This is a genomic window from Vibrio sp. 99K-1 (assembly GCF_013114585.1).
GTDB classification, from domain to species: Bacteria; Pseudomonadota; Gammaproteobacteria; order Enterobacterales; family Vibrionaceae; genus Vibrio; species Vibrio chagasii_B.
On record NZ_VTXF01000017.1, the window covers coordinates 63,171 to 89,561 of the forward strand.

The following is a 26,391-nucleotide window of genomic DNA, read 5'->3' on the forward strand; positions in this document are numbered from 1 at the left end:
CATTGTATTGCCTTATTCAAGAAACTATCTGATGCAATAGATTAAGCTGAAACTAATCAACAGAAAGTAAGTAGATCCCCGGCTCGCTCGTTCCTCGCGCCCGAGGATGACGGTGAGGGGTTATAAACGTTGCTAGAGAAGCTTTGAGCCATTGTACCTTTCCGTCATTCCCTAGAGCGAGGAACGAGTTCATAGGGAATCTTGCTTTTAAAAACTGAGTGATATATACGTATTTGATAACGGAGGTTTTGATATAGAGATGAAGCTTGGCTGCGGGGTCAACTCGTGACCTGGTGTCTCAAATAGCTTTAGTGTGTTTCAGATGCGAAAAAGGCTCATCATTTCTGATGAGCCTTTTCAAATTGGAGCGACGCGGCCGGCTAGGTACACGGGGTCAACTCGTGACCTGGTGTCTCAAATAGCTTTAGTGTGTATCAGATGCGAAAAAGGCTCATCATTTCTGATGAGCCTTTTCAAATTGGAGCGACACACGAGGTTCGAACTCGTGACCTCAACCTTGGCAAGGTTGCGCTCTACCAGCTGAGCTAGTGTCGCATTTGCTTTATCGAGATAAAGACTTGTAGATGGTGCCCCGGGCCGGACTTGAACCGGCACAACGCGAACGTCGAGGGATTTTAAATCCCTTGTGTCTACCAATTCCACCACCAGGGCACGCAATTCTTTAATTTGCAATCCGCTGCATAGCCACTCTGCCAAGGCGCCTTAGTAACTCCAATCGAATCGCTCATTGCCATCCTCTTGGGTACGGGATGCATTCTACGGATTCGAGCGGATGAGTCAATAATATTTTTGTATTTTTAATTCGTTTGAATAGATTTCATACTAAACGGGCTAAATAGCTGACTTTATGTGCAAAACACACCGTGTATCGGCTATTCAAAAGAGATCTATATCACATTAGATATCCAGTATTGATTATTTGACCTTAGGTTAAAGATCAAAAAAGCGAGCCTCAGCTCGCTTCTTCATCAATGGTGTTTTTCGTCTAACAAATCGTCTTTGGCGGCCATTAAGTATTGTGCCATCGACCAGTAGGTTAGAATCGTTGCAACGTAGAGCGCGATATAGCCAACCCAAACCATCCAATCGTCATAGCGCCAGATAAGCACCCACAACGCGAACATCTGAGAAACCGTCTTAACCTTACCGACCCAAGAAACCGCAACGCTTGCACGTTTACCGATTTCAGCCATCCATTCGCGAAGCGCAGAGATGATGATCTCGCGAGCTATCATGGTCACAGCTGGAATAGTGACCCAAATTGAGTGGTAATGCTCGGTAATCAAAATAAGAGCCGTCGCCACCAGTACTTTGTCTGCGACTGGGTCAATAAAGGCACCAAAACGAGACGTTTGCCCTAACTTACGAGCAAGCATGCCATCTAACCAGTCAGTAAAACCCGCTACCCAAAAAACCATCGCAGCAGCAAAAGGAGCCCATTGGTAAGGTAGGTAAAAAACAACAACGAATACTGGGATCAAAAATAGTCTCAGTAAGGACAAAATGTTAGGTATATTCAAACGCATATTATTGGGCTCTTATTAATTGCGCTTTAATGGTGCGGGATTTTTACTATTGTTTCAATGCTTGATAAATGTTTTCTGCCAAAGAATGACTAATGCCCGGCACTTTGGCTATTTCTTCAACAGTTGCACGCTTAAGTTCTTGTAAGCCACCCATGTATTTCAGCAAAGCTTGGCGACGCTTTGGCCCTACCCCTTCAATTCCTTCCAAGGCACTGGTTCGGCGCGTTTTACCACGCTTCGCTCTATGCCCTGCAATCGCATGATTATGGCTTTCATCACGAATATGCTGAATAAGGTGCAAAGCGGGAGCATCACTTGGCAAATTAAACTCTTCCCCTTCAAGGGTAATGAGAGTCTCTAAACCAGGTTTACGCGTCACGCCTTTGGCAATACCCATCATTCTCGGTCTGAAAGGCCAATCTCCCCAATATTGAGAAATAATCTCATGAGCGCGGTTAAGTTGCCCTTTACCCCCATCGATAAAGATGATGTCTGGGATCTTATCAACATCAAGTTGCTTCGAATAACGTCTCTCAAGCGCCTGAGCCATTGCTGCGTAATCATCACCGCCGGTAATTCCTGTGATGTTGTAACGACGATATTCGGGCTTAACAGGGCCTTCTTGATTGAACACCACACAAGATGCGATGGTACTTTCACCCATGGTATGACTGATATCGAAACATTCCATGCGCTTAATCGCATCCATCGACAGCACTTCTTGAAGTTCTTTGAAACGCTGATTAATCGTCATTTTGTGGTTAATCTTAGTGGTAATCGCCGTTAACGCATTAGTGTTCGACAATTTAAGATAACGACCACGAGTACCGGAAGGGTTTGTGTTGAAGTGGATCTTGCGACCCGCTACTTCACACAAGGCTTCCTGAATAGGAGTGACGTCTTCCATCAAATCAGCATTTAGAATCAAACGAGTTGGAATGGTTCTCGCTTCATTATGTGCTAGGTAATACTGGCTTAAGAAGCTAGAGAAAACTTCTTCACGTACCGTATTGTTTGGAATTTTAGGAAAATGGCTTCTACTGCCCAAGACTTTGCCTTGGCGAATCATCAAAATATGAATACACGCCACGCCATTCTCTTGAGCAAAGCCCAACACATCCATATCTTCCATGGAATCGTCAGAGACGTATTGCTGTTCTTGCACGCGTCGAATCGCTTGGATCTGGTCACGGAAAGTCGCAGCTTGCTCAAAACGAAGCTCACGGCTTGCTGTATCCATTTTCTCAATGAGCGTTTCAAGCACTAACTTATCTTTTCCTTGCAGGAATAAACGAACATAGTCGACCAGTTCGCTGTACTCTTCGTCAGAAATGATTGAGCTAACACATGGCGCAGCACAACGGCCAATCTGATACATCAAGCAAGGACGCGTTCTGTTGGCGTAAACCGTATCTTCACATTGGCGAGCAGGGAAGATTTTTTGGATTAAGTGTAGTGTCTCACGCACAGCGCCGGAGTCAGGGTAAGGACCAAAGTATTCACCTTTTTTCTTTTTAGCACCACGGTGCATCGACAAACGAGGATGCTTGTGACCGCTAATGAAGATATAAGGGTACGACTTATCATCACGCAGGAGCACGTTATATTTTGGCAGGTACTGCTTGATGTAGTTGTGCTCAAGAATAAGAGCTTCGGTTTCCGTGTGCGTTACAGTGACATCAATCTTGTCGATGTTGCTGACTAGAGCGCGTGTTTTTTCACTGTCGACTTTTTTACGGAAATAACTAGAAAGGCGTTTTTTGAGGTTCTTAGCTTTACCGACGTAAATAACGACAGCCTCAGCGTTATACATTCGATAAACGCCGGGCTGCTCGGTTACTGTCTTGAGGAATGAGACTGAGTCAAACAAGTTGGTCACTATACGATCTCAGTGTTAAAGGGTCTCAGTGTCTAACATTCCATGTCTAATCGCTAAGTGCGTCAGCTCTACATCACCACTGATATCCAGTTTGCTGAACAAACGGTAGCGGTAACTATTGACTGTCTTAGGACTTAGATTGAGTTGTTCTGAAATATCCGTCACTTTCTGACCTTTGGTAATCATCATCATGATTTGAAGTTCACGTTCAGATAAGTCTGCGAATGGATTTTCAGACGCAGGCGAGAACTGGCTCAAAGCCATCTGCTGCGCAATTTCTGGTGAAATGTATCGTTGGCCACTGTTGACCACTCGAATTGCATTGACCATTTCATCCGGACCTGCCCCTTTAGTAAGGTAACCAGCAGCTCCAGCTTGCATCACTTTAGTTGGAAACGGATTTTCCGTATGAACAGTTAAAACGATGATTTTAACATCAGGGTTGAAACGCAAGATCTTCTTGGTTGCTTCTAAGCCACCAATACCAGGCATATTCATATCCATCAAAATAACGTCAGTATTGTTAGTACGACACCATTTTGCAGCATCTTCACCGCTTTCAGCTTCCCCTGCTACGTTCATTCCACGGACGTCTTCAATAATACGTCGTATCCCTGTGCGAACCAGCTCGTGATCATCTACAAGGAAAACATTTATCAAACTTGTATCTCCACACTATTAATTGGCTCTGCAACCACTGTGTCGTTTCATCTGTTTGAAACAATCGGACAAAGGAACAGTGGATCGCAGCATTGAGTACATCTTAACTTAATTACTAAAAAAAAGCTCTGTTGAATATGTGCTGAAACACTAACTTTAGCAAGTACTTATTTATAAACAAGTAAACTAAAATCATAAGCTTTCACTAAAAATCAACTAGTTAAAACAACACCCAATAAAATTACATAAGATAAAGATATTTTCAATACCATTAAATGGCCATTCTCGACTATTTCACTTTTTTGCTTACAGAGTCCCGTTATCTACTGCTGTTAACAAGTATTTAATGACTATCTTCGCAGCCTATTGTGCGTAACCTGGCGCTAGATGGTAGAATTCACTCCCCCATATCAATAGGTTATTACATTGGATATTCAGCAAGGCTTTGTACTTACAAGACAGGCGAGAGATTTTTCTGGGCGTACACAAATCGACTTGTGGTTAAGCACGCCACAAGGCCCTACTCTTCTGACTATTCAAAACGAAAAGCCGGTTTTTTTTGTTGCTCAATCTGATGTGGCCGCTTGTGAGGTTATTGCGACTAAAGGGTCGATAGACTGCCAATTTAAACCGCTTGAGATCGCGACCTTCGAACAAACCCCTCTCGCGGCTTGTTATACCTCACTATCAAGAAGCAGTTTTGGGTTGGCACAAGCCTTTAACAACGAAGAAATCCAGACTTTTGAGAGCGATATTCGCCTTGCGGATCGCTTCCTAATGGAACGTTTTATCAAAGGAAGTATCGAGTTTACTGGAACGGCGGTACAAAAAAATCAACATCGTCGAGTCTCCAATGCTAAGTGCAGAGCGGGTAACTACTTACCCACGCTTTCGATGGTTTCTCTGGATATCGAATGTTCAGAAAAAGGCGTGCTCTACTCTATTGGTTTAGACAGCCCGATGGACAGCCGAGTGATCATGATTGGGGAGCCACAACAAGCCGAAACCAAGATCCAGTGGGTCGCTAATGAGAAAGCACTGCTCGAAGCGATGATCGCATGGTTCTCTGAATTTGACCCCGACATCATCATTGGTTGGAATGTCATTGACTTCGATTTCAGGCTGCTGCACAAGCGCGCAGAATGGAACGAAGTGAAGCTCAATATCGGTCGAGATAATCAACCTAGCTTCTTCCGTAGCTCAGCACAAAGCCAACAAGGCTTCATTACTATTCCAGGGCGTGTTGTCTTAGATGGCATCGATATGCTTAAAACGGCGACCTATCACTTTCGCTCATGGTCACTTGAATCAGTCTCACGCGAACTACTCGGTGAAGGTAAGGATATCCATAACGTTCATGACCGTATGGATGAGATTAATCGAATGTTCAAGTTCGATAAGCCCTCACTAGCCAAGTACAACCTGCAAGACTGTGTGTTGGTAAATCGAATCTTCGAACACACCCACCTACTCGATTTCGTTATAGAGCGCTCTCGCTTGACCGGAGTTGAGCTAGACCGTGTTGGCGGCTCTGTTGCAGCCTTTACCAATTTATATTTACCTCAGATACACAGAGCAGGTTATGTTGCCCCGAACCTAGAGCCAGAGAACTGGATTGCTAGCCCTGGTGGCTATGTGATGGACTCCATCCCTAACCTGTATGACTCCGTTCTGGTGCTCGACTTCAAAAGCCTATACCCGTCCATCATTCGTTCATTTTTGATTGACCCTATGGGGTTAATCGAAGGGTTGAAATTGGAAATCGGCCCAGCAGAAGACCAAGCCGTTGATGGGTTTCGCGGTGGGCAATTTCACCGCACCAAACACTTCTTACCAGAGATGATCGAAAACCTTTGGGCTGCTCGTGACGTCGCAAAGAAGAACAACGAAAAAGCCTTCTCTCAAGCCATTAAGATCATCATGAACTCTTTCTATGGCGTGTTAGGTTCCTCTGGCTGCCGCTTCTTTGATACTCGCTTGGCGTCATCAATCACGATGCGTGGTCATGAAATCATGAAACAAACCAAAGTTCTGATCGAAGACAAGGGCTACCAAGTAATTTATGGGGATACCGACTCGACCTTCGTTTCCCTCAATGGCAGTTATGACCAAGAGCAAGCTGACGAGATTGGCCATAAACTGGTCGCTTATATTAACAACTGGTGGACTGAGCACCTGAAAGAGACCTATAACCTGGCCTCAATTCTTGAATTAGAATACGAGACCCACTATCGAAAGTTCCTGATGCCAACCATTCGTGGTTCGGAAACAGGCTCGAAGAAGCGCTATGCAGGTTTAATCAACCAAGGCGACCAAGAGAAGATCATTTTCAAAGGGCTTGAGAGTGCGCGAACAGACTGGACACCACTCGCGCAACAGTTCCAACAAACCTTGTATGAAATGGTCTTCCACGACCAAGACCCAACCGACTACGTCAGACAGTTTGTTGATGAGACTTCAGCAGGTAAGCATGACGACTTGCTGGTTTACCAAAAGCGCCTGCGTCGCAAGTTGCATGAGTACCAAAAGAACATTCCGCCACAAGTTCGGGCTGCCAGAATGGCTGATGAGGTCAATGCAAAACTAGGGCGCCCACTTCAGTACCAAAACAAAGGACGTATTGAATACTTGATTACCTTGAATGGCCCAGAGCCCAAAGAGTATTTGAAGAGTGGTATCGATTATCAGCATTACATCGATAAGCAGATTAAACCGGTGGCAGAAGCAATCTTGCCTTTCATTGGTTTAGATTTTGAGAGAGTCAGTGGGCAGCAATTAGGCTTATTCTAAGATTCGTATCGAGGTTCAATCAAAACAAAAAAGCAGAGGAATGTTCAATTCGCTCTGCTTTTTATATCTGTAGGTTACGAAGTTCTATCCGATTCGAAACTCTGTTTTCTGATATTGCTTAACCAGCCATTCCCCAAACCCATCCAGAATGCCAATCACTGAACGTTTCGGAATCGGTCGGCCTGAAAGCAATATACCCAGTCGTTGGATTTCGACTTCTCTGTCTGGGTGATACTTCAAGAACTGCTGACCACAAGCAACGGGGTTATCAAACCAATACTTATCACGATACATTACCAAAGAGTAGCTCGCACGTAGCAGCTTCTTGGCGATGATCACTTGCGCTGCGACTTGCTGTTCAGGCGTTGTTGCTCGCGCAATTTTGTTTCGATATACCGCTAACCAGTTTTCAACGTCCATATTCCAATGCTTGGCTATTTCCCAACTGGTTTCGAAATCACCATAACAATCTGATAAGTCTTCACCGTATACACACACCGACAGGTGCTTGAGCATAAAACCCCACGTGAAGATATTGTCGAAGTCGACCACTTCACTCACCAATGTGGTTTTTATTGCCACTTGAGTGACTTGAGGAAAGCTCTTTTGGAAGCGCCATTTAATGGTGTTTAACAGCGTAGTTCGCTGCTCAGGAAACGGACGGTGTGTCACCACAACCACGTCAAGATTTGAGCGACCAGCTACAGCTTGCTTGCGAGCAACACTGCCATAAATATAGACACTGTGAAGATTAGAACCCAGCCCACCTTTTAAGAAGGTAATCAGATCGTTAACCACAGGTTGAAATTCGGGTTGAAAAGGCTGTGTAGGGTCAATAACAGGTAACTGCATAGGTCGTTTCGGCAAATAAAATCATGATTTAACTGTGACTCTATGATCGCTTAGGTGACTTTATGATTCAAGCTATTCCTATTTATAGCATCTCCGAGATATAATCAGCGGATAGACCCACTAAGGACAAACACAAAATGCCTAGAGCAAGTGAAATTAAAAAAGGTTTTGCTATCACAGTAGAAAGCAAAACAGTCATTGTTAAAGATATCGAAGTAACAACACCAGGTGGCCGTGGCGGTCAAAAGATTTACCGTTTCCGTGGTAACGACGTAGCAACTGGCGTTAAAACTGAAGTTCGCCACAAGGCTGACGAAATCGTTGAAACGATCGATGTAACAAAGCGTGCAGTAATGTTCTCTTACGTTGATGGCAACGAGTACATCTTCATGGACAACGAAGATTACACACAATTCATCTTCAACGGTGAAACTATCGAAGACGAACTACTGTTCATCAACGAAGACACTCAAGGTATGTACGCTATCCTTATCGACGGCAACGCAGCAACACTTGAGCTACCAACGTCTGTTGAGCTAGTTATCGAAGAGACTGACCCTTCAATCAAAGGTGCATCAGCGTCTGCTCGTACTAAGCCTGCTCGTCTTTCTACAGGTCTTACTATCCAAGTGCCTGAGTACATCGCGACTGGCGACAAAGTAGTAGTAAACACTGCTGAACGTAAATACATGAACCGCGCAAGCTAAGATACTTATTATGACCGAAGCTAACGACCTAATGTCTTATGACGACGCAATTGATACTGCATACGACATCTTCCTAGAGATGGCACCCGATAACCTTGAACCTGCAGATGTGATTCTATTCACGGCTCAGTTTGAAGACCGTGGCGCTGCAGAGCTTGTTGAAACAGGTGATGATTGGGTTGAACATGTTGGCTTTGAAGTCGACAAAGAAATCTACGCAGAAGTGCGCATTGGTCTTGTGAATGAAGCTGATGACGTTCTAGACGACGTATTTGCTCGAATGCTAATCAGCCGTGACCCGGAGCATAAGTTCTGTCACATGCTGTGGAAGCGCGACTAATTCGACTGCTAACGCTCAACTTCATGAGTAAACAAGCACTCATGTAAACGAGTTAAAAATCTAGCCGAGCCACTTGCTCGGCTATTTTTATCACGCTACTTCCCTGCATGAGAACTCTCTTTCTTTATCAACTTTATATTCACTGATATGACCAAAGCAAAAACAGATACACAATCCAAAGGCTATGCCTGCATTGGCCTAGTTAACCCAAAGACGCCTGAAAACGTAGGCTCTGTAATGCGAGCGGCTGGCTGCTATGGCGCTAACTCTGTGTTCTATACAGGCACACGATACGATCATGCGCGAAAATTCCATACCGACACCAAAGAGAAGCACTTAGAGCTACCACTGATTGGCGTTGAAGAGCTGAAAGACATTATTCCAGTAGGCTGCGTGCCTGTGGCCGTTGATCTGATTGAAGGTGCGAAGCCTCTACCGGATTACAAACACCCACCACGCGCGTTTTATATTTTTGGCCCAGAAGATGGCACGCTAAAGAAAGAGATCACTGATTTCTGCCGCGACACGATTTACGTTCCAACCAATGGTTGCATGAACCTCGCAGCATCTGTGAACGTGGTGCTTTACGACCGCTTGGCGAAGGGTGATAACTTTTCGAATCATAAGTAGAAGATACGAGATACGAACAGATTATAGATGCGCGTAAACGAGATAAGAGATGCGAAGAGCACGCTTACTGCGTTTATGGCAGTATGTTTTCGATACTCGGTTACTCGCATCCCGCATCTTCTATTTGTTCAGATGTAAAAAAACCTGCTAAGTTAGCAGGTTTTTTAGTATTCAGTGCTTTAAGACAATAAAGCTTTAAGCTTAAGAAGTCATGTAATTACTGACGTGTTCTTGGCTTAGCTGGTTTAGCCGGACGACCATTGTTCATCTTTGGCTTGCTTTTGTTAGCCTGAGGCTTGCCTTTTGCTGCTGGTGCACTGCGACCTGAATCAGGTGTTGTAGTACCACGAGTAGCTGGCTTCTTACGTTTAGCTTGGTTGCTACGGCCTTTTGGCGCATTTGCGCGCTCTTCGTGACGCTTAACAGCACGACGAATTTTCTGGCTACGAGAACGCTCACGCTTGCGAGAAGTGTTTGAAGGATCAAGGTCCAACAGTGTCTCTTTCTCTGGCTTAAGTTCTACAAGCTCACGCAGGTAGTTTACTTCTTGAAGATCTAGCTCTTTCCAACCGCCACGAGGCAGTTTCTTGTCAAGGTAGATATCACCGTAACGTACACGCTTCAAGCGGCTTACTGTTGTTTCTTGTGACTCCCAAAGACGACGAACCTCACGGTTACGACCTTCGTTAATCGCTACGTAGAAAGTATGGTTCATACCTTCACCACCAGCGTAAACCACATCTTCGAAACGAGCCATGCCGTCTTCTAGTTCAACACCGCGCACAAGGTTCTTAACCTTCTGCTCAGTAACTTCACCAAATACACGTACTAGGTATTCACGCTCAACCTGACGGCTTGGATGCATTAGACGGTTTGCAAGTTCACCATCGGTAGTGAAAAGCAAAAGACCAGACGTGTTCGCATCAAGACGACCAACCGAAATCCAACGAGAACCACGGATCTTAGGTAGACGATCGAAAACTGTGCGGCGACCTTCAGGATCATGACGAGTACATAGCTCACCTTCAGGTTTGTAGTAAGCAAGTACACGACAAACCACTTCTTCAGACGCTTTACCTGAAACAGTATGGCCATCGATACGGATCACTGAGTTCTCGTCTTCAAGACGCTCGCCCAGTTTCGCAACTTGCCCGTTAACACTTACACGGCCAGATTTGATTAAACCTTCTAGTTCACGACGAGAACCGTGACCAGCTCGCGCTAAAACCTTCTGTAATTTTTCGCTCATTTACTCTTTTCTACCTAATTGTCGTCTTCACAGACGTCGAATGAATTTTTCGCGACCAAATCGCGGTCGCGTATTATCGCAAATTACCTGCCAAAAAGCACTTGTTATTTACTTATGGCAGGCGCTCTGTATCGTTACAGACTGTTAACCAGTAATGCGATTATTCAAACGGCGCTGGATCACCGGCACCACGGCGCAGAATGACAGCATCATCGTCGCTGAAGTCAATCACTGTGGTCGGTTGTTCACCTAAGTAGCCACCATTCAAAATAACATCAACAGCGTGTTCTAGGCTGTCGCGAATTTCTTCTGGATCCGACTCTGTTGTCTCATTACCCGGTAAGATAAGAGACGTAGACATCAATGGCTCACCCATCGCTTCTAACAGGTCTAGAGCGATCTTGTTGTCTGGTACACGAATACCAATGGTTTTACGTTTCGCGTTCATCAAACGCTTTGGCACTTCTTTGGTCGCTTTAAAAATAAACGTATAAGCACCTGGCGTATGAGCCTTAAGCAGACGAAAAGCAACGTTATCTACGCGTGCATACAGTGACAGCTCAGACAAGTCACGGCATAACAGAGTGAAGTTATGCTTATCGTCGATACGACGAATCTTACAAATACGTTCTAGTGCTTGTTTGTTCTCAAGCTGACAACCCAGCGCATAGCCTGAGTCTGTTGGATAAACCACAACACCGCCATTACGAACAATCGCAACCGCTTGATTGATTAAACGTGCTTGTGGGTTATCTGGGTGTACATAAAAAAACTGGCTCATTATTGATCCTCGTTATCGAATCTCTCGACTCTATCATCAGAAGGAGCGGCTTCACTTAGATACTGACATCGCTATCAGATGGTGAAACCGTTTGAAACTCCCAATCTTTCCATACTTCTTCGACCCCAGAAGGTAGCCAGAGATTGCGTCCAAGTTCCATCCAAGGAGATGGATAATGGAAGTCGCTGCCTTGGGAGGCTAATAGTTTGTATTGTATAGCATAATCCGCAAGAGTGCGTCTTTCTTGTTGTGCTTGTTGAGGTTGTGCCACTTCCATCGCGTCGCCTTTTGCCTCAACAAATGCAGTCAGTAGACGCTTAACCCACTTAGCAGTAAAACCATATCGGCCTGGGTGCGCTAATACCGCTTGTCCACCAGCGGCGTGAATGGCCGTGACAGCATCACTCATTGAGCACCAAGTTGGTGGCACGTAACCCGGGTTATTGCGAGTAAGAAACTTTTTGAACACTTGCTGCATGGTTTTCGCATAACCGTTATCGACTAGCCACTTAGCAAAATGGGCGCGAGTGATCGGTGCATCGCCAGCAATCAACTTAACCTCTTCTAATACCCCTTCGCGTGTTGCTTTCTCAAGGCGCTGGGCAATCAGTTCGGCACGGCCAATACGGTGCTGCTTCTGTTGTTCAATAAGAGCTTTCAGCTCTGGTGACTCAGGGTCGACGTTTAAACCAACAATATGAATATCTTTGTTTTGCCATACTGTGGAGATTTCGATGCCATTTATCAGCTGAATAGGAAGATTGTTATCCGCAATATAGTTGCGCGCTTCAGCAAGCCCATCCGTCGTATCATGATCTGTAATCGCTAACGCTTCGATGTTAAAGCTTAGCGCTCGGTCAATTAGCTCAGGTGGAGTAAGTCGGCCATCTGAGGCTGTTGTATGACTATGTAGATCAATTCTCATATATTCTTTTTCATTGTTTTCAATTTTTATCGTTATATTTGTGTCAACACACTTGACCCGCAAGCAGAAAACTAGTTAACTAGTACACAAATACGAAGTATCACATTTGATAGGTTCACCATGTTACAAGAATTTAACCAAGACCATAAAGATAAAGTTTTAGAACTTTCTTCAGTAGAAGCAAGTTCAGAGCTTAATTGGTGGCGCACTTGGACAAGTTCTTGGTGGGCTAACGTATACTTCTAATTAAACAGTTTGTTTATAAAAAAGTTATCACTAAGCCCGCTTCCATAGCGGGCTTTTTAATTTGTCGAACATCTCACATTCAACTGACTAACAAATCATCGAATTGACCATATTCTAGATTGGGTGAAAGGTATCTTTATGCGACTATGTACGGCAGGAAATTTAAAGAATCATAAAGGAGGTCTTGTGAACAAGGCCATTGAAATCAAAAAGCTGGGAACCATTGAGGTCATCAATTCTTCAGTTCCTTACTCGCAAGATCCAACCAGTGTTTTCCATACCTTGTGTGAAAACAAAACAGACAGTTTGCTGTTGGAATCTGCTGAGATTGAATCTAAACAGAACCTGACAAGCCTACTCCTTATCGACTCTGCTGTTCGCATTGTTTGTCGCGAACATGAAGTAACCTTTCAAGCGTTGACTCAAAACGGTCAAGCGCTTATCGAACATCTAACTCAAAACGTGAAAGCAGAGATTAAATCTGATTTGACGGATAACTTACTGACGCTGACTTTTGTTGAGCCGAGCAACGAATTAGACGAAGACTCACGCTTAAGAGAAGCTTCTTCTTTCGATGCACTACGTTTGGTTCAGCACAGCTTTGAGCAAGACGCTAATAATAAGCACGCGTTATTCATGGCTGGCCTATTCGCTTACGACATCGTGGCGAACTTTGAACCGCTAGGCGATGCTGAAGCAACCAACAACTGCCCTGACTTTGTATTCTACGTGGCTGAAACCCTGCTTCGTTTCGACCACCAAGAGAACCAAGGCCTGCTTCATGCAAGCTTGTTCACTAACGATGAAAGCATCAAAGCACAACTAACTGAGCGTTTAGCCGACATTCAAACACAATGTCAGTCACTCAAAGCCATCACGGAAGTGACGCCACTAGACAACGTGGAAGCGGTACCAAGCGTTTCTGATGAAGATTTCTGTCAAACGGTTCGTGACCTAAAAGAGTACGTAGTAAAAGGCGATGTGTTCCAAGTCGTACCATCACGCCGCTTCACGCTTCCTTGTCCCGCTCCACTAGCCGCTTACAAAGAATTAAAACAAAGTAACCCAAGCCCTTACATGTTCTACATGCAAGATGAGCTATTTACGCTGTTTGGTGCCTCTCCAGAAAGCGCGCTGAAATACGAAACTGAAACCAACCAAATTGAGATCTACCCAATTGCGGGTACTCGTCGTCGCGGTAAGCGTCCTGACGGTCAAATCGATTTCGACCTAGACAGCCGTATCGAGCTTGAACTGCGCACCGACAAGAAAGAAAACGCAGAACACATGATGCTTGTCGACCTAGCTCGTAATGACGTTGCGCGCATTGCCGAAGCTGGCACTCGCCACGTGGCAGACCTGCTAAAAGTAGACCGCTACAGCCATGTCATGCACTTGGTTTCTCGTGTTGTTGGTCAGCTACGTGAAGATTTAGATGCGCTACACGCTTACCAAGCTTGTATGAATATGGGCACCCTAACAGGCGCGCCAAAAATCCGTGCAATGCAGCTTATCCGTGATGTAGAAAAAACGCGTCGTGGTAGCTATGGCGGTGCGGTAGGTTACCTAACAGGTGAAGGCACGTTAGATACCTGTATCGTAATTCGTTCTGCTTACGTTGAAGATGGTGTGGCACAAGTGCAAGCTGGCGCAGGTGTAGTGTTCGACTCAGATCCACAAGCAGAAGCAGATGAAACTCGCGGCAAAGCGCAAGCGGTCATCTCAGCGATTCAAGCTGCACATACTAAAACCATCTCTAACAAGAAGGAGTCGTAATCATGGCTGATATTGTATTCATCGATAACTTCGACTCGTTCACTTACAACCTTGTAGACCAGTTCCGCTCATTGGGTCACAACGTAAAAATATACCGTAACAACATCTCTGCAAAGGTAGTGGAAGCGGCAATCAACGAACTAGACAACCCTGTTGCTCTACTTTCACCAGGTCCTGGCGCTCCAGCAGACGCGGGCTGCATGCCTGAGTTAATTCAGCTGCTAAAAGGCAAGGTGCCAATGATTGGTATCTGCTTAGGTCACCAAGCGATCGTTGAAGCTTATGGAGGCACCGTTGCAGGCGCAGGCGAAATCATTCATGGTAAGGTGTCGATGATGGAGCACCAAAATCATGCGACTTACCAAGGCTTACCTTCTCCACTGGCTATTGCTCGCTACCACTCTCTGGTTGCTACCCATGTATCAGATAGCCTAACGGTAACCGCTGAAGTCGATGGTTTGGTCATGTCTGTGGTTCAAGAACAAGACAAAGTATGTGGATTCCAATTCCACCCAGAATCAATTATGACAACCTACGGTGCAACGCTTCTAGCGAACGCTATCGAATGGGCTCTTGAGAAGAACGACACTCTTGATAAAAAGGCTAACTAGGAAACGATCATGGAACAGATTAATAAACTTTACGAACAGCAGTCTCTTACTCAAGAAGAAAGCCAACAGTTATTCGACGTTATCATCAAGGGTGAACTAGACCCAATCCTGATGGCTTCTGCACTGACTGCACTGAAAATCAAAGGCGAGACACCGGACGAAATCGCCGGTGCGGCGAAAGCACTGCTTGCTAATGCAAACCCGTTCCCACGCCCAGATTATGATTTTGCAGACATCGTAGGTACAGGTGGCGACGGTCATAACACCATTAATATTTCGACGACTTCAGCATTCGTTGCTGCAGCATGTGGTTTAAAAGTCGCGAAACACGGTAACCGCAGTGTATCGAGCAAATCAGGCTCTTCTGACCTACTGGATTCGTTTGGCATCAACCTAGCGATGACGGCGGAAGACACGCGTACGGCTGTCGATGAGCTTGGCGTAGCATTCCTATTTGCTCCGCAATACCACGGTGGCGTGCGTCACGCGATGCCAGTTCGTCAAACGATGAAAACACGTACTATCTTCAATATCCTTGGCCCACTGATTAACCCTGCTCGCCCTAACATCGAGCTAATGGGTGTTTACAGCAAAGAGCTTGTACGCCCTATCGCAGAAACCATGCTGCAAATGGGTATGAAGCGCGCGGCGGTTGTTCACGGTAGCGGACTTGACGAAGTAGCCATTCACGGAGAAACCATCGTTGCTGAAATTAAAGATGGTGCAATTCACGAATATACTGTGACACCAGCAGACTTTGGTTTGAACACTCACCCGCTTGAAGCTATCAAGGGCGGGGAGCCAGAAGAAAACAAAGCTATCACAACAGATATCCTGACGGGTAAAGGCACTGAAGCCCAAGTTGGCGCAGTAGCCGTAAACGTTGCTCTATTGATGCGCCTATTTGGTCACGAAGACCTAAAAGCCAACGCACAACAGGCCATTGACGCGATGAACTCTGGCAAAGCCTACGAGCTTGTACAAAAGCTTGCTGCTCACGCTTAACGAACGACGAATTGAGACAAAGAACATGACACAGACTACCGAAAAACTGTCGACCCACGTTTCAGTTAAAGAAGCTGAAATGGCGGAAGTATTAGCAAAAATCGTTCGTGATAAATACCAATGGGTTGAAGCGCGTAAACAAGCTCAGCCACTGGAAGGATTTAAAGCAGCGTTAACCGCAGCAGACCGCAGTTTTTATGATGCACTGAGCGGCGAACAGACGGTTTTCATTACTGAATGTAAAAAGGCATCACCGTCAAAAGGTTTGATCCGTGACGAGTTCGACCTGGACTACATTGCATCGGTTTACAACAACCACGCTAACGCAATTTCAGTGCTGACCGACGAAAAATACTTCCAAGGTGACTTTGAGTTTTTACCTAAGGTTCGCAGCATCGCTAAGCAGCCAATCCTGTGTAAAGACTTCATGGTGGATACCTACCAAGTTTACTTAGCTCGTCACTACTCGGCAGATGCTATCTTGTTGATGCTATCGGTGCTGAATGACGAAGAGTACCAAGCTCTTGCTGAGGTTGCTCACTCACTCAACATGGGTGTCCTTACTGAAGTCAGCAACGAAGAAGAGTTGCATCGCGCAGTCGCTCTGAACGCTAAGGTGATCGGCATTAACAACCGTAACCTGCGTGACCTGTCGACGGATTTGAATCGTACAAAAGAACTAGCCCCACTACTGCGTGAACTAGCACCTAATGCAGTCGTAATTTCAGAGTCTGGTATCTACACACACCAACAAGTGCGTGACCTTTCAACATTTGCAGATGGCTTCCTAATTGGTAGCTCTCTTATGGCTGAAAAGAACCTTGAACTGGCCGTTCGTAAAGTAACGCTAGGCGAAAACAAGGTGTGTGGTTTAACTCATCCTGACGATGCTGCCAAAGCGTATCAAGCTGGCGCGGTATTCGGTGGTCTGATTTTCGTGGAAGCGTCTAAGCGTCATGTGGATATCGAAGCGGCTCGTTTAACGATGAGCGGTGCGCCATTGAACTACGTGGGTGTGTTCCAAAACCACAGCGTGGCAGATGTGGCTAACACGGTTTCTGAGCTCGGTTTGTTCGCTGTACAACTGCACGGAGATGAGTCTCAAGCGTATGTCGATGAGCTAAGACAATCACTGCCTGAAAAAGTTGAGATCTGGAAAGCTTACGGTGTGGCTTGCGACGCTGAGAGCGCGTTACCAGAATTACTGGAAAGCAACGTGACTCGTCACCTGCTAGATACCAAAGTGGGTTCTCAAACTGGTGGTACCGGTCAAGCGTTCGATTGGAGCCTGATCAACAACCAAAGCGCAATCATGTTGGCCGGTGGTCTAAACCCAGAGAATGCTAACCAAGCGGCTAAGTTGGGCTGTTTAGGGTTAGACCTAAATTCTGGTGTTGAATCTGCTCCAGGTAAAAAAGACGCAGACAAACTGCAACGCGCTTTTGCAGAGATTCGTAATTACTAGTCAGGCTTTTAAAAGCAATAATCAGCACTAGAGCTAGAAAGCGGAAATTAAAACATATTTGTGAGCTTTGCCTTAGCGAGGCTCAAACAAGACTAAAAGACTTGGTGTGAAGACACGCCAATAGAATTGAAGGAATAAGATAATGGCTAAACTCGATGCCTACTTCGGTGAATACGGTGGTCAATACGTACCGCAGATCCTAGTGCCAGCACTAGACCAACTTGAACAAGCATTTATCGATGCACAAGCCGATCCTGAGTTCCGCAGTGAATTCATGACGCTTCTTCAAGAGTACGCGGGTCGTCCAACGGCACTAACGCTAACTCGCAACCTAACTAAAGGTACAAAGACCAAACTTTACCTAAAACGTGAAGACCTACTTCACGGTGGTGCACACAAAACCAACCAGGTACTTGGTCAGGCTCTACTTGCTAAGCGTATGGGCAAAAATGAAATCATCGCTGAAACAGGTGCGGGTCAACACGGTGTTGCGACGGCTCTCGCTTGTGCTCTATTGGGTCTTAAGTGTCGCGTTTACATGGGTGCTAAAGACGTTGAACGTCAAAGCCCGAACGTGTTCCGTATGAAGCTAATGGGCGCAGAGGTTATCCCTGTTCATTCTGGTTCTTCTACGCTAAAAGATGCATGTAACGAAGCACTTCGTGACTGGTCTGCAACTTATGAAGATGCACACTACTTACTAGGTACAGCTGCAGGTCCTCACCCATTCCCAACCATCGTTCGTGACTTCCAACGCATGATTGGTGAAGAAACCAAGAACCAAATTCTAGCTCGTGAAGGTCGCCTTCCTGATGCTGTTATCGCTTGTGTTGGCGGCGGTTCAAACGCTATCGGTATGTTCGCTGATTTTATCGAAGAAGAAACGGTTCGCTTAATCGGTGTTGAGCCAGCGGGTAAAGGTATTGATACCGACCAACACGGCGCGCCGCTTAAACATGGTAAAACGGGTATCTTCTTTGGTATGAAAGCACCGTTGATGCAAGATGAGAACGGCCAAGTAGAAGAGTCTTACTCTGTATCTGCGGGGCTAGATTTCCCATCAGTTGGCCCTCAACACGCGCACCTGAACGCAATTGGCCGTGCTGAATACGAAAACGTAACCGATGATGAAGCGCTAGAAGCGTTCCAATCTATCGCACGTAATGAAGGTATCCTCGCAGCGCTAGAGTCATCTCATGCTTTAGCTCATGCAATTAAAATGGCTCACGACGAACCAGAAAAAGAACAACTATTAGTCGTTAACTTGTCTGGTCGTGGTGACAAAGACATTTTCTCTGTACACGACATCCTTAAAGAGAAAGGAGCACTATAATGGATCGCTATCAATCACTATTCACTCGCTTAGCTGAAAAGAATCAGGGTGCATTTGTACCATTCGTAACGGTTGGCGATCCTAACCCTGAACAGTCTCTTAAGATCATGGAAACTTTGGTTGAAGCAGGTGCTGACGCCCTTGAACTTGGTATCCCATTCTCAGATCCACTGGCTGATGGTCCAACAATCCAAGGTGCGAACATTCGTGCGTTAGATTCTAAAGTAACGCCGGATGTGTGTTTTGATCTTATTGGTCAAATCCGCGCGAAATACCCAGAGCTACCAATTGGCCTACTGATGTACGCGAACTTGGTTTACGCACGTGGTATTGAGAACTTCTACGAGCGTTGTGCGAATGCTGGTATCGATTCAGTATTGATTGCAGACGTACCAACCAACGAAAGTGGTGAGTTTGTTGCGGCAGCGAAGAAGTTTGGTGTTCACCCAATCTTCATTGCTCCGCCAACAGCGAGTGATGAAACGCTCAAGTCTGTTTCAGAACTAGGGGGCGGCTACACTTACCTACTTTCTCGTGCTGGCGTAACGGGTGCAGAGACTAAAGCAAACATGCCAGTAACCGCACTACTTGATCGTTTGAACAAGTTCGACGCGCCACCAGCACTGCTTGGTTTCGGCATCTCGGCTCCTGAGCAGGTAAAAGAAGCGATTCAAGCTGGCGCTGCCGGTGCTATCTCTGGCTCAGCGGTCGTAAAAATCATTGAGAATAACGTTGAACAGCCAGAAGCAATGCTTAAAACACTGGCTGAGTTTGTTGCGCCGATGAAAGCGGCAACACAGAAGTAATGGTTAGCACCTGCTAAACTCGACGTTAAATTCAAAAGGCGCCACAGATGTGGCGCCTTTTTTATTACTGCTAAAAACGCTCGCTAATCATCGGATTTCATCGCTTTCTTAATCGCAGCCTCATTTAGCGTCGCTTTTATTGGATCAGTGATTTTATCCACTAAATCGACAGGCATGGGAAATACGATGGTGGTGGTACGCTCATTCGCCACTTCGGTCAATGTCTGCATATAACGCAATTGGATGGCATTAGGCGCTTTGTTTAGCACATCGGCGGCTTCCCTTAGCTTGGTGGATGCTTCAAGCTCACCAGTCGCGTGTATTACCTTAGCTCGACGAGAACGTTCTGCCTCTGCTTGTTTAGCCAGAGCACGCACCATGCTGTCATCCAGATCGACATGCTTGATCTCAACGTTGGCGATCTTGATCCCCCAGTTATCGGTGTGTTGATCAAGAATCGATTGGAGATCTCTGTTGAGCTCTTCACGTTCAGACAACAATTCATCTAACTCATGCTGACCTAAAACCGATCTCAGTGTGGTTTGAGAAAGCTGACTGGTCGCTTCGAGATAGTTCTCAACATTATTGATCGCCATCTTAGGATCCAGCACTCTGAAGTAAACCACAGCGTTAACCTTCACTGACACGTTATCTCTGGTGATCAAATCTTGTGTGGGAACATCCAATACAATGGTTCGTAGATCGACTCGCACCATTTGTTGAATGAAAGGAATGATGATAATTAATCCTGGCCCTTTCACGTCATAAAAGCGCCCGAGGAAGAAGACCACTGCACGCTCGTACTCGCGTAGTACTCTGAACATACTGGCGATCAGCAAGACAACCAGCACGATGACAATACCTATAGTGTGTATAAACATAACCGCCCCCTAATGGTAACGATGACTCAACAATGAATAAGTTCTTCGAGTTAACCCTCTCATCAAGCACTAACCAGTTTTCGATGATGTCTCATCAGGAAGAGCTTCAACATCTAAAGAAAGCCCTGTTAGCTTGGTGACTCTGATACTCTGCCCGGCTTGCAGCTCACTAGTGCATTGGGCTTGCCAAATTTCGCCAGCAACAAGCACTCTACCCGCGCCAGGAAAACCGCTGATCACCTTACCTGTCTCACCGACCACTGCTTCCATCCCAGTGGTCACAGGCTTGCTTCTTACTCGAGCTAACATAGAGAGTGTTACGACGATAAAGGCAACGGAGAACAAACTTATCCCGATAATTAGCGGTAATGCGATTTGGTAGCCAGGTACTTCAGTGTCCATCAACATGATGGAACCGAGTGAAAACGCAGCTACGCCACCCAAGCCGAAAATACCAAAACTCGGACTAAAGGCTTCGGCGACCATCAAGGCGATACCGAGCAAAATGAGGGCGAGACCTGCATAGCTCACAGGCAACATTTGTAAGGAATACATCGCCAGCACCAAACAGATGCCACCAAGCACCCCTGGCAACCCGACACCTGGGTTATAAAACTCAAGCAGCAGACCATAAATACCAATCAGCATTAAGATATAAGCGACGTTTGGATTCGTAATCACAGAAAGCAAACTAAAGCGCCAATCTTGTTCTCGCTCGACAAAGGCCATGTCATTAAGTTCTATGTCCTGATTGATGCCATTAATCATGATGGTGCGACCGTTACTCATTTCCACCAGCTGTTGCAGGTCACTGGCAACAAAATCAATCACATTCAGCTCAAGGGCATTCTCGGAATCCAAACTCGCCGCTTCTCTTACCGCTTTTTCTGCCCACTCTTCATTTCGATTGTGTAGCTTCGCCAAACTGACAATGTAAGCCGCAGCGTCATTAATCACCTTCTTCTCCATCGCGGTGGTCGCTTTTACCTGCTCTGAACTCTCTTCTTTGAGTGCACCCTGCTCATCGGCAGTGGCATTGTCGTCTTTATTGGTGTCATCTTGTGGAGATAACGGATTGGTTGGCGCTTTCCCTCCGCCAAGTGACACTGGAGTAGCTGCACCCAAATTGGTTCCGGGAGCCATAGAAGCGATGTGGCTAGCAAGCAAAATGTAAGTCCCTGCACTTGCCGCACGTGAACCGGCAGGTCCAACCCAAGTCGCGACAGGAACAGGTGAAGTAGTAATGGCTCGGATGATGTCACGCATCGACGTATCTAACCCGCCGGGCGTGTTCATTTTTAATATGATGAGCTTGGCTTGCTCTTTGTGGGCTTGTTCAATCTCTCTTGTGAGGTAATCACTGGTTGCAGGACCAATACCTCCATTCACCTCAATAACCCAGACATCATCGGCCTGAGCAAACACAGAGCTGAACAACAGAAGAAATGCAAACAAGTACTTTAAGATAAAAGTCATGTCCCTCTCCTTACAACTGAGATGCTAGATAGACGTTTTATTTAAAGCGCAGAGGTAACATCTTGGTAATAAATAGATACCTTAAGCATAGTTCAGGCTAAATTTCGCACAACACACTCACTTAAGTTCACCACCTTCTGCCTGCTCAAAAAAAGCCCTAACTTGAAAAGAAAATGTTAATAGGTGTTTATCAACATCAGACAACCAAATTCATTCACAAAACACGCAGTCAGAACGCTTTTATAAATCAACCAAATATCACTCTAAGAAAAAACCAAAGCAAACGTTTGCTTTGGTATAAAAAAACACCAAATAACGTTAAGCCTACAATTTTTGGCGCACTTTCATCTCAGCTCATATTGATAAATGTAAAGGATACGTGTAAAACTCTTCGCGAAATATTTATCCAATGGTACATCGTACATTGGTCAGTAGTTCTGGGAATTTTATATTTAGTAGCACAGAGGTTATGGAAGTGTTAAAAGAAAAGAGTTTACTAAGCAACATTGGCGTTCAAGTCGTTATTGCAATGTTCATCGGTACCCTAGTCGGTGCGATGATGGGTGACAGCGCAACAATGTTCGCTCCACTGGGTGCTATCTTCATCAACTTGATCAAGATGCTGGTTATCCCTCTCGTTGCGGTTGCCCTAATTTCAGGTGCAGCAGGCCTAGGCAACAGCTCATCTGCTGGTAAGGTTGGTATCACAACCTTAGGTTACTTTGCACTAACGTCTGCACTTGCTGTAGCACTAGCGCTTGTAATGGGTGAAGTGTTCGAACCAGGTCGTGGTATCGATGTTTCTGGCGTAGAAGGCATGTTCTCTTCTGAGTACGCTGCGAAAGGCGAACTACCAACGTTTTGGGCAACCATCACTGGCATGATCCCTACTAACGTTTTCCAATCATTGAACGAAGCAAACATTCTGCAAATCCTAGTTTTCTGCTTATTCTTTGGTATCGCACTTTCTAAGCAAGCGAAAGAAAAACGTGATCCTATCATCAATGGCGTAAACGCGATTGTTGATGCTATGGTTTGGATGATCAACAAAGTGATGATCATCGCACCACTTGGCGTATTTGGCCTAATGGCTGAAGCAGTTGGTACATTCGGTTTTGGCGCACTAATGGTTGTATTCAAACTGTTTGTTGTTTACATCGCTGCGATCCTAATCTTCGGCTTTGTTGCTTACCCACTAATGATTCAAATCTTCACTAAGACTTCAGCTAAGAAGTTCCTAGTTGCAATGAAGAAGCCTCAAGCGGTTGCTCTTTCAACAGCATCTTCAATGGCTACACTGCCTGTAACCATGGACACTGTAGAAAACGAGCTTGGTGTACGTAACTCTACGGCTTCGTTCGTTCTACCTCTAGGTGCAACGATCAACATGTCTGGTAACGCAATTTACTACGGCCTAGTGGCTATCTTCTTCGCACAGCTGTTCAACATCGACCTATCTATGGGTGCTTACGTTGCTATCATCGTAACATCGACATTAGGCGCAGTTGGCCAAGCAGGTGTTCCAGGTCCTTCTTTCCTAGTTGTTGCGGTTCTTCTAGCGGCTGGTATCCCTATCGAAGGTCTACCTCTGTTGTTCGCTCTAGACCGTATCTTCGACATGATTCGTACAGCACTGAACATCACTGGTGATGCAGCATGTGCAGTGATCGTTGACTCTCTAATTGAAGACGAAGCGAAAGAAGCTGAGCTACAAAAACAACAAGCATAAGTTTCGATTACGTCGGAAAACAAAAAGCCACTCTATGAGTGGCTTTTTTGCGTTTTATGTACCGTCCTAAATATGGTTGACACATTTCCAACATGAAATTGGAGAGTGTCATGAAAACAACAAGTAGACGTACTCAACGAGATTATTCTCTTGCCTTTAAATTGGCAGTCGTAAGCCAAGTTGAAAAAGGCGAAATGACTTATAAGCAAGCTCAAGAACGTTATGGGATCCAAGGTCGCTCTACCGTTTTAGTTTGGCTTCGCAAACATGGTCAACTAGATTGGTCTAAAGGAATAGAACAATCGAGAGCGTTAGGAGCGACTATGTCAAACTCTTCCTCAACTCAAACCCCAGAGCAACGAATCAAAGAACTCGAGCAGCAATTAGAAGAAACTCAGCTCAAAGCTGAGTTCTTTGAAGCGGTTGTAAAAGTCATGGATCGAGATTTCGGAGTCCGAATTTCAAAGAAGCGCAAGGCCGAGTTATTAAGGAAAAAACGGTCAGAAAGTTGACCGTCACTAAAGCTTGTCACTTCATAGGTATTACACGACAAGCATTCTACAAACGCTGTGTTGCAGAAATTCATCAGACAAAGAAAGATGAATCTGTGCTCGGTTTTGTGAAAGAGCAAAGGATGATGCACCCTCGTATAGGAGCCCGTAAGATCAAGCATTTACTTGCTCAGAACGATATTGAAATCGGGCGAGACCGCTTATTCTCTCTGCTGAGAATGAATCGATTATTAGTACAGAATCGAAGGGCTTATCATCGAACTACAAACAGTAATCATCGCTTTTACTGCCATCCAAATCGAATCAAAGAAGGCTTAATACCGAAAGGGCCAGAGCAATTATGGGTTGCCGATATTACTTATCTAGCTACGCGGCGTGGTAGTGCTTATCTCAGTTTAGTGACGGACGCTTACTCAAGAAAAATCGTGGGCTATCACATAAGTGATGATATGAAAGCTCGCACGGTCAAGCAGGCCTTTTTAAACGCGTTGAAAGGGCGGAAGAATACAGGTGAGCTTGTCCATCACTCAGATCGAGGGGTTCAGTACTGCTCTGTTGAATACCAAGAGTTGCATCGACAGTATGGTGTATCTTGCTCAATGACTGATGGCTATGACTGTTATCAGAATGCGTTGGCAGAGAGGATCAACGGAATACTGAAGATGGAGTATCTGTTGAATAAGCCTAATGATTTAGATGAAGCAAAGAAAATGGTCGCAGAATCAGTAAAAATCTATAATGAATATAGGCCTCACACAGCTCTAAAATACAAAACGCCCGATGAAGTACATCGAGCGTTTTAGTCAATCAAGTGTCAACCCATATCAGGACGGGTCATTAAGATAAGATCATTGCTGAGCTAAATTCGGAGGCTTCAATGTTTTTGATGCTCTACGCGTCACTCAGTATGCGTAGCTATTCTCTTCTTTAAACAAGCTCGCGATAACTTCTTGATAGTGCATCAAGTTAAACGTCGAACTCTCAGAGTTGTACTTTTGCTGTCTTGTTTCTAAATAAGGCTGAGAGACCAGTGAACTTACCAGCATCTGATAATAATGAAAGTTGGATTCGTTACAGCCATCAACTAAATAAAGGAGGTTTTCAAGAGTTTTGTGATAGATGAAACCGAACTTAGATTCTTTCAACCTTTGAACATTATCGTGATTAAAAGAGTTACCACCAAGGGTGAATAATAAAAATATATTTGGCGCACTTTCCCAAAACTCAATAAGCTCTGAGATTAACTGTTGTAGCTGTACCCCTTCTACTCTTTGATATTTTGAAAACTGTTCCTTAAATCGATTTGTATGCTCTTCAATGAGCTGATCAAAAAGCTGTTCTTTATTATTGAAGTAATAAAGAATTAAAGCAGGACTTACCCCTGCAGATTTGGCAATAGAGCGAATTGATACTTTATTATAAGGCTGAGAAATAAATAGTTTTTCTGCTGCACTTAATATTTCTTCTCTTTTTTCTTTTGGCATCAGATTATATCCCACCCGCTTGTTTACATTTACCGCACATTTTATAACTCTAAGAAACAATCTCAATATGAAAAAACACACATTTAGTACACCGTTAGATAATCAAAACTTAGAAATCTAAATTTCATGTGTGTTTTAAATAATGTAATTAAAATCAAACTGAATAATTGCTCTAAGAAACAATAACATATAGCTAAGCAATATCACGTAAGGGTTAAGTAAGGCTAGCTATCTTAAATGTAAGGACGATCAGCTTAAACGTAAGCCAATGTAAGAGTGGCGCTCATATTGAGCGCCACATATAAAATTAAAGTTTTAAAATCACTTTAACTGAACTATCGACTAAAGATTCATCGATATAAGCAATCGTATTTGTCGAGCTAGCAACCATGTCTTTCGCTAGGCTCTCCTGACCAACAGCCTTAGGTGGTTGACCTTTACCCGTGAATACGCGTTTTGCCCAGTATGCTTGCAGCTGCGCTTCGGTTTTTTGAGTAATAGCTTGGTGAAATTCACCTTTCTTTGGATGTCCGTCTTCCAAATCAACCGCTTCGATTTGTAGTGACTTCGCTTTTCCTAAGTACAACTTCTTAACCGTTGAAGCGTCAAGCTCAGACATAGCAGGGTTACCAACGACAACGAGGCCAGCGAATACGTTCATGCTGCTAAGAAGAGCAGCGGCTACTAATGTTTTTCTCAACATGATT

General features: G+C 44.9%; 24 protein-coding genes, 2 tRNA genes and 1 other annotated feature. Of the genes, 13 read left to right on the plus strand and 13 right to left on the minus strand.

Translation table 11 applies throughout. The features are described 5' to 3' along the window. Positions 1-479: 479 nt before the first annotated feature. The 5 genes from F0228_RS14465 to uvrY all read right to left on the minus strand — a co-directional run bounded on the left by F0228_RS14465 (position 480) and on the right by uvrY (position 4,086). Positions 480-555, minus strand: a tRNA-Gly gene (locus F0228_RS14465). Positions 556-585: 30 nt separating this feature from the next. Then, a tRNA-Leu gene (locus F0228_RS14470) sits at positions 586-672 on the minus strand. Positions 673-989: 317 nt separating this feature from the next. Beyond that, the gene (gene pgsA, locus F0228_RS14475) at positions 990-1,547 is read right to left on the minus strand and encodes a CDP-diacylglycerol--glycerol-3-phosphate 3-phosphatidyltransferase (protein WP_019821134.1); all 558 of its coding nucleotides are present in this window, start codon (positions 1,545-1,547) and stop codon (positions 990-992) included. 46 nt (positions 1,548-1,593) lie between these two features. Further along, positions 1,594-3,426, minus strand: coding sequence for an excinuclease ABC subunit UvrC (uvrC, locus tag F0228_RS14480; protein ID WP_116871876.1), 1,833 nt, complete (start codon positions 3,424-3,426; stop codon positions 1,594-1,596). A 15-nt stretch (positions 3,427-3,441) separates the two neighbouring features. Then, positions 3,442-4,086, minus strand: a complete 645-nt coding sequence (gene uvrY, locus F0228_RS14485; protein ID WP_004729778.1) for a UvrY/SirA/GacA family response regulator transcription factor — start codon at positions 4,084-4,086, stop codon at positions 3,442-3,444. A gap of 426 nt (positions 4,087-4,512) precedes the next feature. On the opposite strand from uvrY, the gene F0228_RS14490 reads away from it, so the two are divergent. After that, entirely contained in the window at positions 4,513-6,876 is a 2,364-nt protein-coding gene (locus tag F0228_RS14490) for a DNA polymerase II (RefSeq protein ID WP_171731936.1), read from the plus strand. 84 nt (positions 6,877-6,960) lie between these two features. On the opposite strand, the gene F0228_RS14495 is transcribed toward F0228_RS14490, so the two are convergent. Further along, positions 6,961-7,728 carry an elongation factor P gene (locus F0228_RS14495; RefSeq protein ID WP_019821130.1) on the minus strand — a complete coding sequence of 256 codons (768 nt, stop codon included), beginning with the start codon at positions 7,726-7,728 and terminating at the stop codon, positions 6,961-6,963. A gap of 137 nt (positions 7,729-7,865) precedes the next feature. Between F0228_RS14495 and yeiP the strand changes: the two genes are divergently transcribed. The 3 genes from yeiP to F0228_RS14510 all read left to right on the plus strand — a co-directional run bounded on the left by yeiP (position 7,866) and on the right by F0228_RS14510 (position 9,405). After that, positions 7,866-8,435, plus strand: coding sequence for an elongation factor P-like protein YeiP (gene yeiP, locus F0228_RS14500; RefSeq protein ID WP_004741259.1), 570 nt, complete (start codon positions 7,866-7,868; stop codon positions 8,433-8,435). A 10-nt stretch (positions 8,436-8,445) separates the two neighbouring features. Further along, positions 8,446-8,775: an HI1450 family dsDNA-mimic protein gene (locus tag F0228_RS14505; RefSeq protein ID WP_004741258.1), complete on the plus strand. Its 330-nt coding sequence runs from the start codon at positions 8,446-8,448 to the stop codon at positions 8,773-8,775. A 147-nt stretch (positions 8,776-8,922) separates the two neighbouring features. Beyond that, the gene (locus F0228_RS14510) at positions 8,923-9,405 is read left to right on the plus strand and encodes an RNA methyltransferase (protein WP_004741257.1); all 483 of its coding nucleotides are present in this window, start codon (positions 8,923-8,925) and stop codon (positions 9,403-9,405) included. 217 nt (positions 9,406-9,622) lie between these two features. On the opposite strand, the gene rluB is transcribed toward F0228_RS14510, so the two are convergent. From rluB to F0228_RS14525, 3 genes are all read right to left on the minus strand, one after another. Further along, on the minus strand, positions 9,623-10,654 hold the full coding sequence (gene rluB, locus F0228_RS14515; RefSeq protein ID WP_004741256.1) for a 23S rRNA pseudouridine(2605) synthase RluB: 1,032 nt from the start codon (positions 10,652-10,654) through the stop codon (positions 9,623-9,625). Positions 10,655-10,814: 160 nt separating this feature from the next. Beyond that, complete coding sequence (locus tag F0228_RS14520) at positions 10,815-11,435, minus strand: L-threonylcarbamoyladenylate synthase (protein WP_004741255.1); 621 nt, start codon at positions 11,433-11,435, stop codon at positions 10,815-10,817. A gap of 55 nt (positions 11,436-11,490) precedes the next feature. Next, positions 11,491-12,360 carry a PHP domain-containing protein gene (locus F0228_RS14525; RefSeq protein ID WP_008224411.1) on the minus strand — a complete coding sequence of 290 codons (870 nt, stop codon included), beginning with the start codon at positions 12,358-12,360 and terminating at the stop codon, positions 11,491-11,493. Positions 12,361-12,480: 120 nt separating this feature from the next. Here F0228_RS14525 and F0228_RS14530 point away from each other — a divergent pair, with 120 nt between their 5' ends. The 7 genes from F0228_RS14530 to trpA all read left to right on the plus strand — a co-directional run bounded on the left by F0228_RS14530 (position 12,481) and on the right by trpA (position 19,602). Beyond that, on the plus strand, positions 12,481-12,606 hold the full coding sequence (locus F0228_RS14530; RefSeq protein WP_004741253.1) for a hypothetical protein: 126 nt from the start codon (positions 12,481-12,483) through the stop codon (positions 12,604-12,606). After that, positions 12,553-12,667, plus strand: a sequence feature (Trp leader region). (Overlaps the previous gene by 54 nt.) A gap of 125 nt (positions 12,668-12,792) precedes the next feature. Then, positions 12,793-14,382, plus strand: coding sequence for an anthranilate synthase component 1 (locus F0228_RS14535; protein WP_171762384.1), 1,590 nt, complete (start codon positions 12,793-12,795; stop codon positions 14,380-14,382). A 2-nt stretch (positions 14,383-14,384) separates the two neighbouring features. Continuing rightward, positions 14,385-14,993, plus strand: coding sequence for an aminodeoxychorismate/anthranilate synthase component II (locus F0228_RS14540; RefSeq protein WP_019821126.1), 609 nt, complete (start codon positions 14,385-14,387; stop codon positions 14,991-14,993). 9 nt (positions 14,994-15,002) lie between these two features. Beyond that, positions 15,003-15,998, plus strand: a complete 996-nt coding sequence (gene trpD / locus F0228_RS14545) for an anthranilate phosphoribosyltransferase (protein WP_012604340.1) — start codon at positions 15,003-15,005, stop codon at positions 15,996-15,998. A 25-nt stretch (positions 15,999-16,023) separates the two neighbouring features. Next, entirely contained in the window at positions 16,024-17,463 is a 1,440-nt protein-coding gene (gene trpCF / locus F0228_RS14550; RefSeq protein ID WP_171762385.1) for a bifunctional indole-3-glycerol-phosphate synthase TrpC/phosphoribosylanthranilate isomerase TrpF, read from the plus strand. 142 nt (positions 17,464-17,605) lie between these two features. Beyond that, complete coding sequence (gene trpB / locus F0228_RS14555) at positions 17,606-18,796, plus strand: tryptophan synthase subunit beta (RefSeq protein WP_061032809.1); 1,191 nt, start codon at positions 17,606-17,608, stop codon at positions 18,794-18,796. Then, complete coding sequence (gene trpA, locus F0228_RS14560; RefSeq protein ID WP_171762386.1) at positions 18,796-19,602, plus strand: tryptophan synthase subunit alpha; 807 nt, start codon at positions 18,796-18,798, stop codon at positions 19,600-19,602. Before trpB ends, trpA begins: the two co-directional genes overlap by 1 nt. An 83-nt stretch (positions 19,603-19,685) precedes the next feature. Here trpA and F0228_RS14565 read toward each other — a convergent pair whose 3' ends face one another. Together F0228_RS14565 and F0228_RS14570 are read right to left on the minus strand one after the other, a co-directional pair. Next, positions 19,686-20,483 carry a slipin family protein gene (locus F0228_RS14565; protein WP_061032811.1) on the minus strand — a complete coding sequence of 266 codons (798 nt, stop codon included), beginning with the start codon at positions 20,481-20,483 and terminating at the stop codon, positions 19,686-19,688. A gap of 69 nt (positions 20,484-20,552) precedes the next feature. Then, complete coding sequence (locus tag F0228_RS14570) at positions 20,553-21,959, minus strand: nodulation protein NfeD (RefSeq protein ID WP_171762387.1); 1,407 nt, start codon at positions 21,957-21,959, stop codon at positions 20,553-20,555. Between the two features lie 409 nt (positions 21,960-22,368). On the opposite strand from F0228_RS14570, the gene F0228_RS14575 reads away from it, so the two are divergent. Beyond that, positions 22,369-23,688 carry a dicarboxylate/amino acid:cation symporter gene (locus F0228_RS14575; protein WP_313956300.1) on the plus strand — a complete coding sequence of 440 codons (1,320 nt, stop codon included), beginning with the start codon at positions 22,369-22,371 and terminating at the stop codon, positions 23,686-23,688. A gap of 110 nt (positions 23,689-23,798) precedes the next feature. Continuing rightward, a protein-coding gene (locus F0228_RS14580) for an IS3 family transposase (protein ID WP_116869926.1) occupies positions 23,799-25,003 on the plus strand; the annotation gives its coding sequence in 2 pieces (ribosomal slippage) (positions 23,799-24,186 and positions 24,186-25,003; 1,206 coding nt in all). Between the two features lie 99 nt (positions 25,004-25,102). On the opposite strand, the gene F0228_RS14585 is transcribed toward F0228_RS14580, so the two are convergent. Next, positions 25,103-25,684, minus strand: coding sequence for a TetR/AcrR family transcriptional regulator (locus F0228_RS14585; RefSeq protein ID WP_061032814.1), 582 nt, complete (start codon positions 25,682-25,684; stop codon positions 25,103-25,105). Between the two features lie 307 nt (positions 25,685-25,991). Further along, on the minus strand, positions 25,992-26,387 hold the full coding sequence (locus F0228_RS14590) for a phosphate ABC transporter substrate-binding protein (protein ID WP_171762388.1): 396 nt from the start codon (positions 26,385-26,387) through the stop codon (positions 25,992-25,994). Positions 26,388-26,391 lie beyond the last annotated feature (4 nt).

Bases quoted from the DNA above. Each gene is read 5' to 3' on its own strand.
- pgsA (WP_019821134.1), bottom strand. From the start codon at position 1,547: ATGCGTTTGAATATACCTAACATTTTGTCCTTACTGAGACTATTTTTG.
- F0228_RS14495 (WP_019821130.1), bottom strand. From the start codon at position 7,728: ATGCAGTTACCTGTTATTGACCCTACACAGCCTTTTCAACCCGAATTT.
- yeiP (WP_004741259.1), top strand. From the start codon at position 7,866: ATGCCTAGAGCAAGTGAAATTAAAAAAGGTTTTGCTATCACAGTAGAA.
- F0228_RS14505 (WP_004741258.1), top strand. From the start codon at position 8,446: ATGACCGAAGCTAACGACCTAATGTCTTATGACGACGCAATTGATACT.
- F0228_RS14510 (WP_004741257.1), top strand. From the start codon at position 8,923: ATGACCAAAGCAAAAACAGATACACAATCCAAAGGCTATGCCTGCATT.
- rluB (WP_004741256.1), bottom strand. From the start codon at position 10,654: ATGAGCGAAAAATTACAGAAGGTTTTAGCGCGAGCTGGTCACGGTTCT.
- F0228_RS14520 (WP_004741255.1), bottom strand. From the start codon at position 11,435: ATGAGCCAGTTTTTTTATGTACACCCAGATAACCCACAAGCACGTTTA.
- F0228_RS14525 (WP_008224411.1), bottom strand. From the start codon at position 12,360: ATGAGAATTGATCTACATAGTCATACAACAGCCTCAGATGGCCGACTT.
- F0228_RS14530 (WP_004741253.1), top strand. From the start codon at position 12,481: ATGTTACAAGAATTTAACCAAGACCATAAAGATAAAGTTTTAGAACTT.
- F0228_RS14540 (WP_019821126.1), top strand. From the start codon at position 14,385: ATGGCTGATATTGTATTCATCGATAACTTCGACTCGTTCACTTACAAC.
- trpD (WP_012604340.1), top strand. From the start codon at position 15,003: ATGGAACAGATTAATAAACTTTACGAACAGCAGTCTCTTACTCAAGAA.
- trpCF (WP_171762385.1), top strand. From the start codon at position 16,024: ATGACACAGACTACCGAAAAACTGTCGACCCACGTTTCAGTTAAAGAA.
- trpB (WP_061032809.1), top strand. From the start codon at position 17,606: ATGGCTAAACTCGATGCCTACTTCGGTGAATACGGTGGTCAATACGTA.
- trpA (WP_171762386.1), top strand. From the start codon at position 18,796: ATGGATCGCTATCAATCACTATTCACTCGCTTAGCTGAAAAGAATCAG.
- F0228_RS14565 (WP_061032811.1), bottom strand. From the start codon at position 20,483: ATGTTTATACACACTATAGGTATTGTCATCGTGCTGGTTGTCTTGCTG.
- F0228_RS14570 (WP_171762387.1), bottom strand. From the start codon at position 21,959: ATGACTTTTATCTTAAAGTACTTGTTTGCATTTCTTCTGTTGTTCAGC.
- F0228_RS14575 (WP_313956300.1), top strand. From the start codon at position 22,369: ATGGTACATCGTACATTGGTCAGTAGTTCTGGGAATTTTATATTTAGT.
- F0228_RS14585 (WP_061032814.1), bottom strand. From the start codon at position 25,684: ATGCCAAAAGAAAAAAGAGAAGAAATATTAAGTGCAGCAGAAAAACTA.
- F0228_RS14590 (WP_171762388.1), bottom strand. From the start codon at position 26,387: ATGTTGAGAAAAACATTAGTAGCCGCTGCTCTTCTTAGCAGCATGAAC.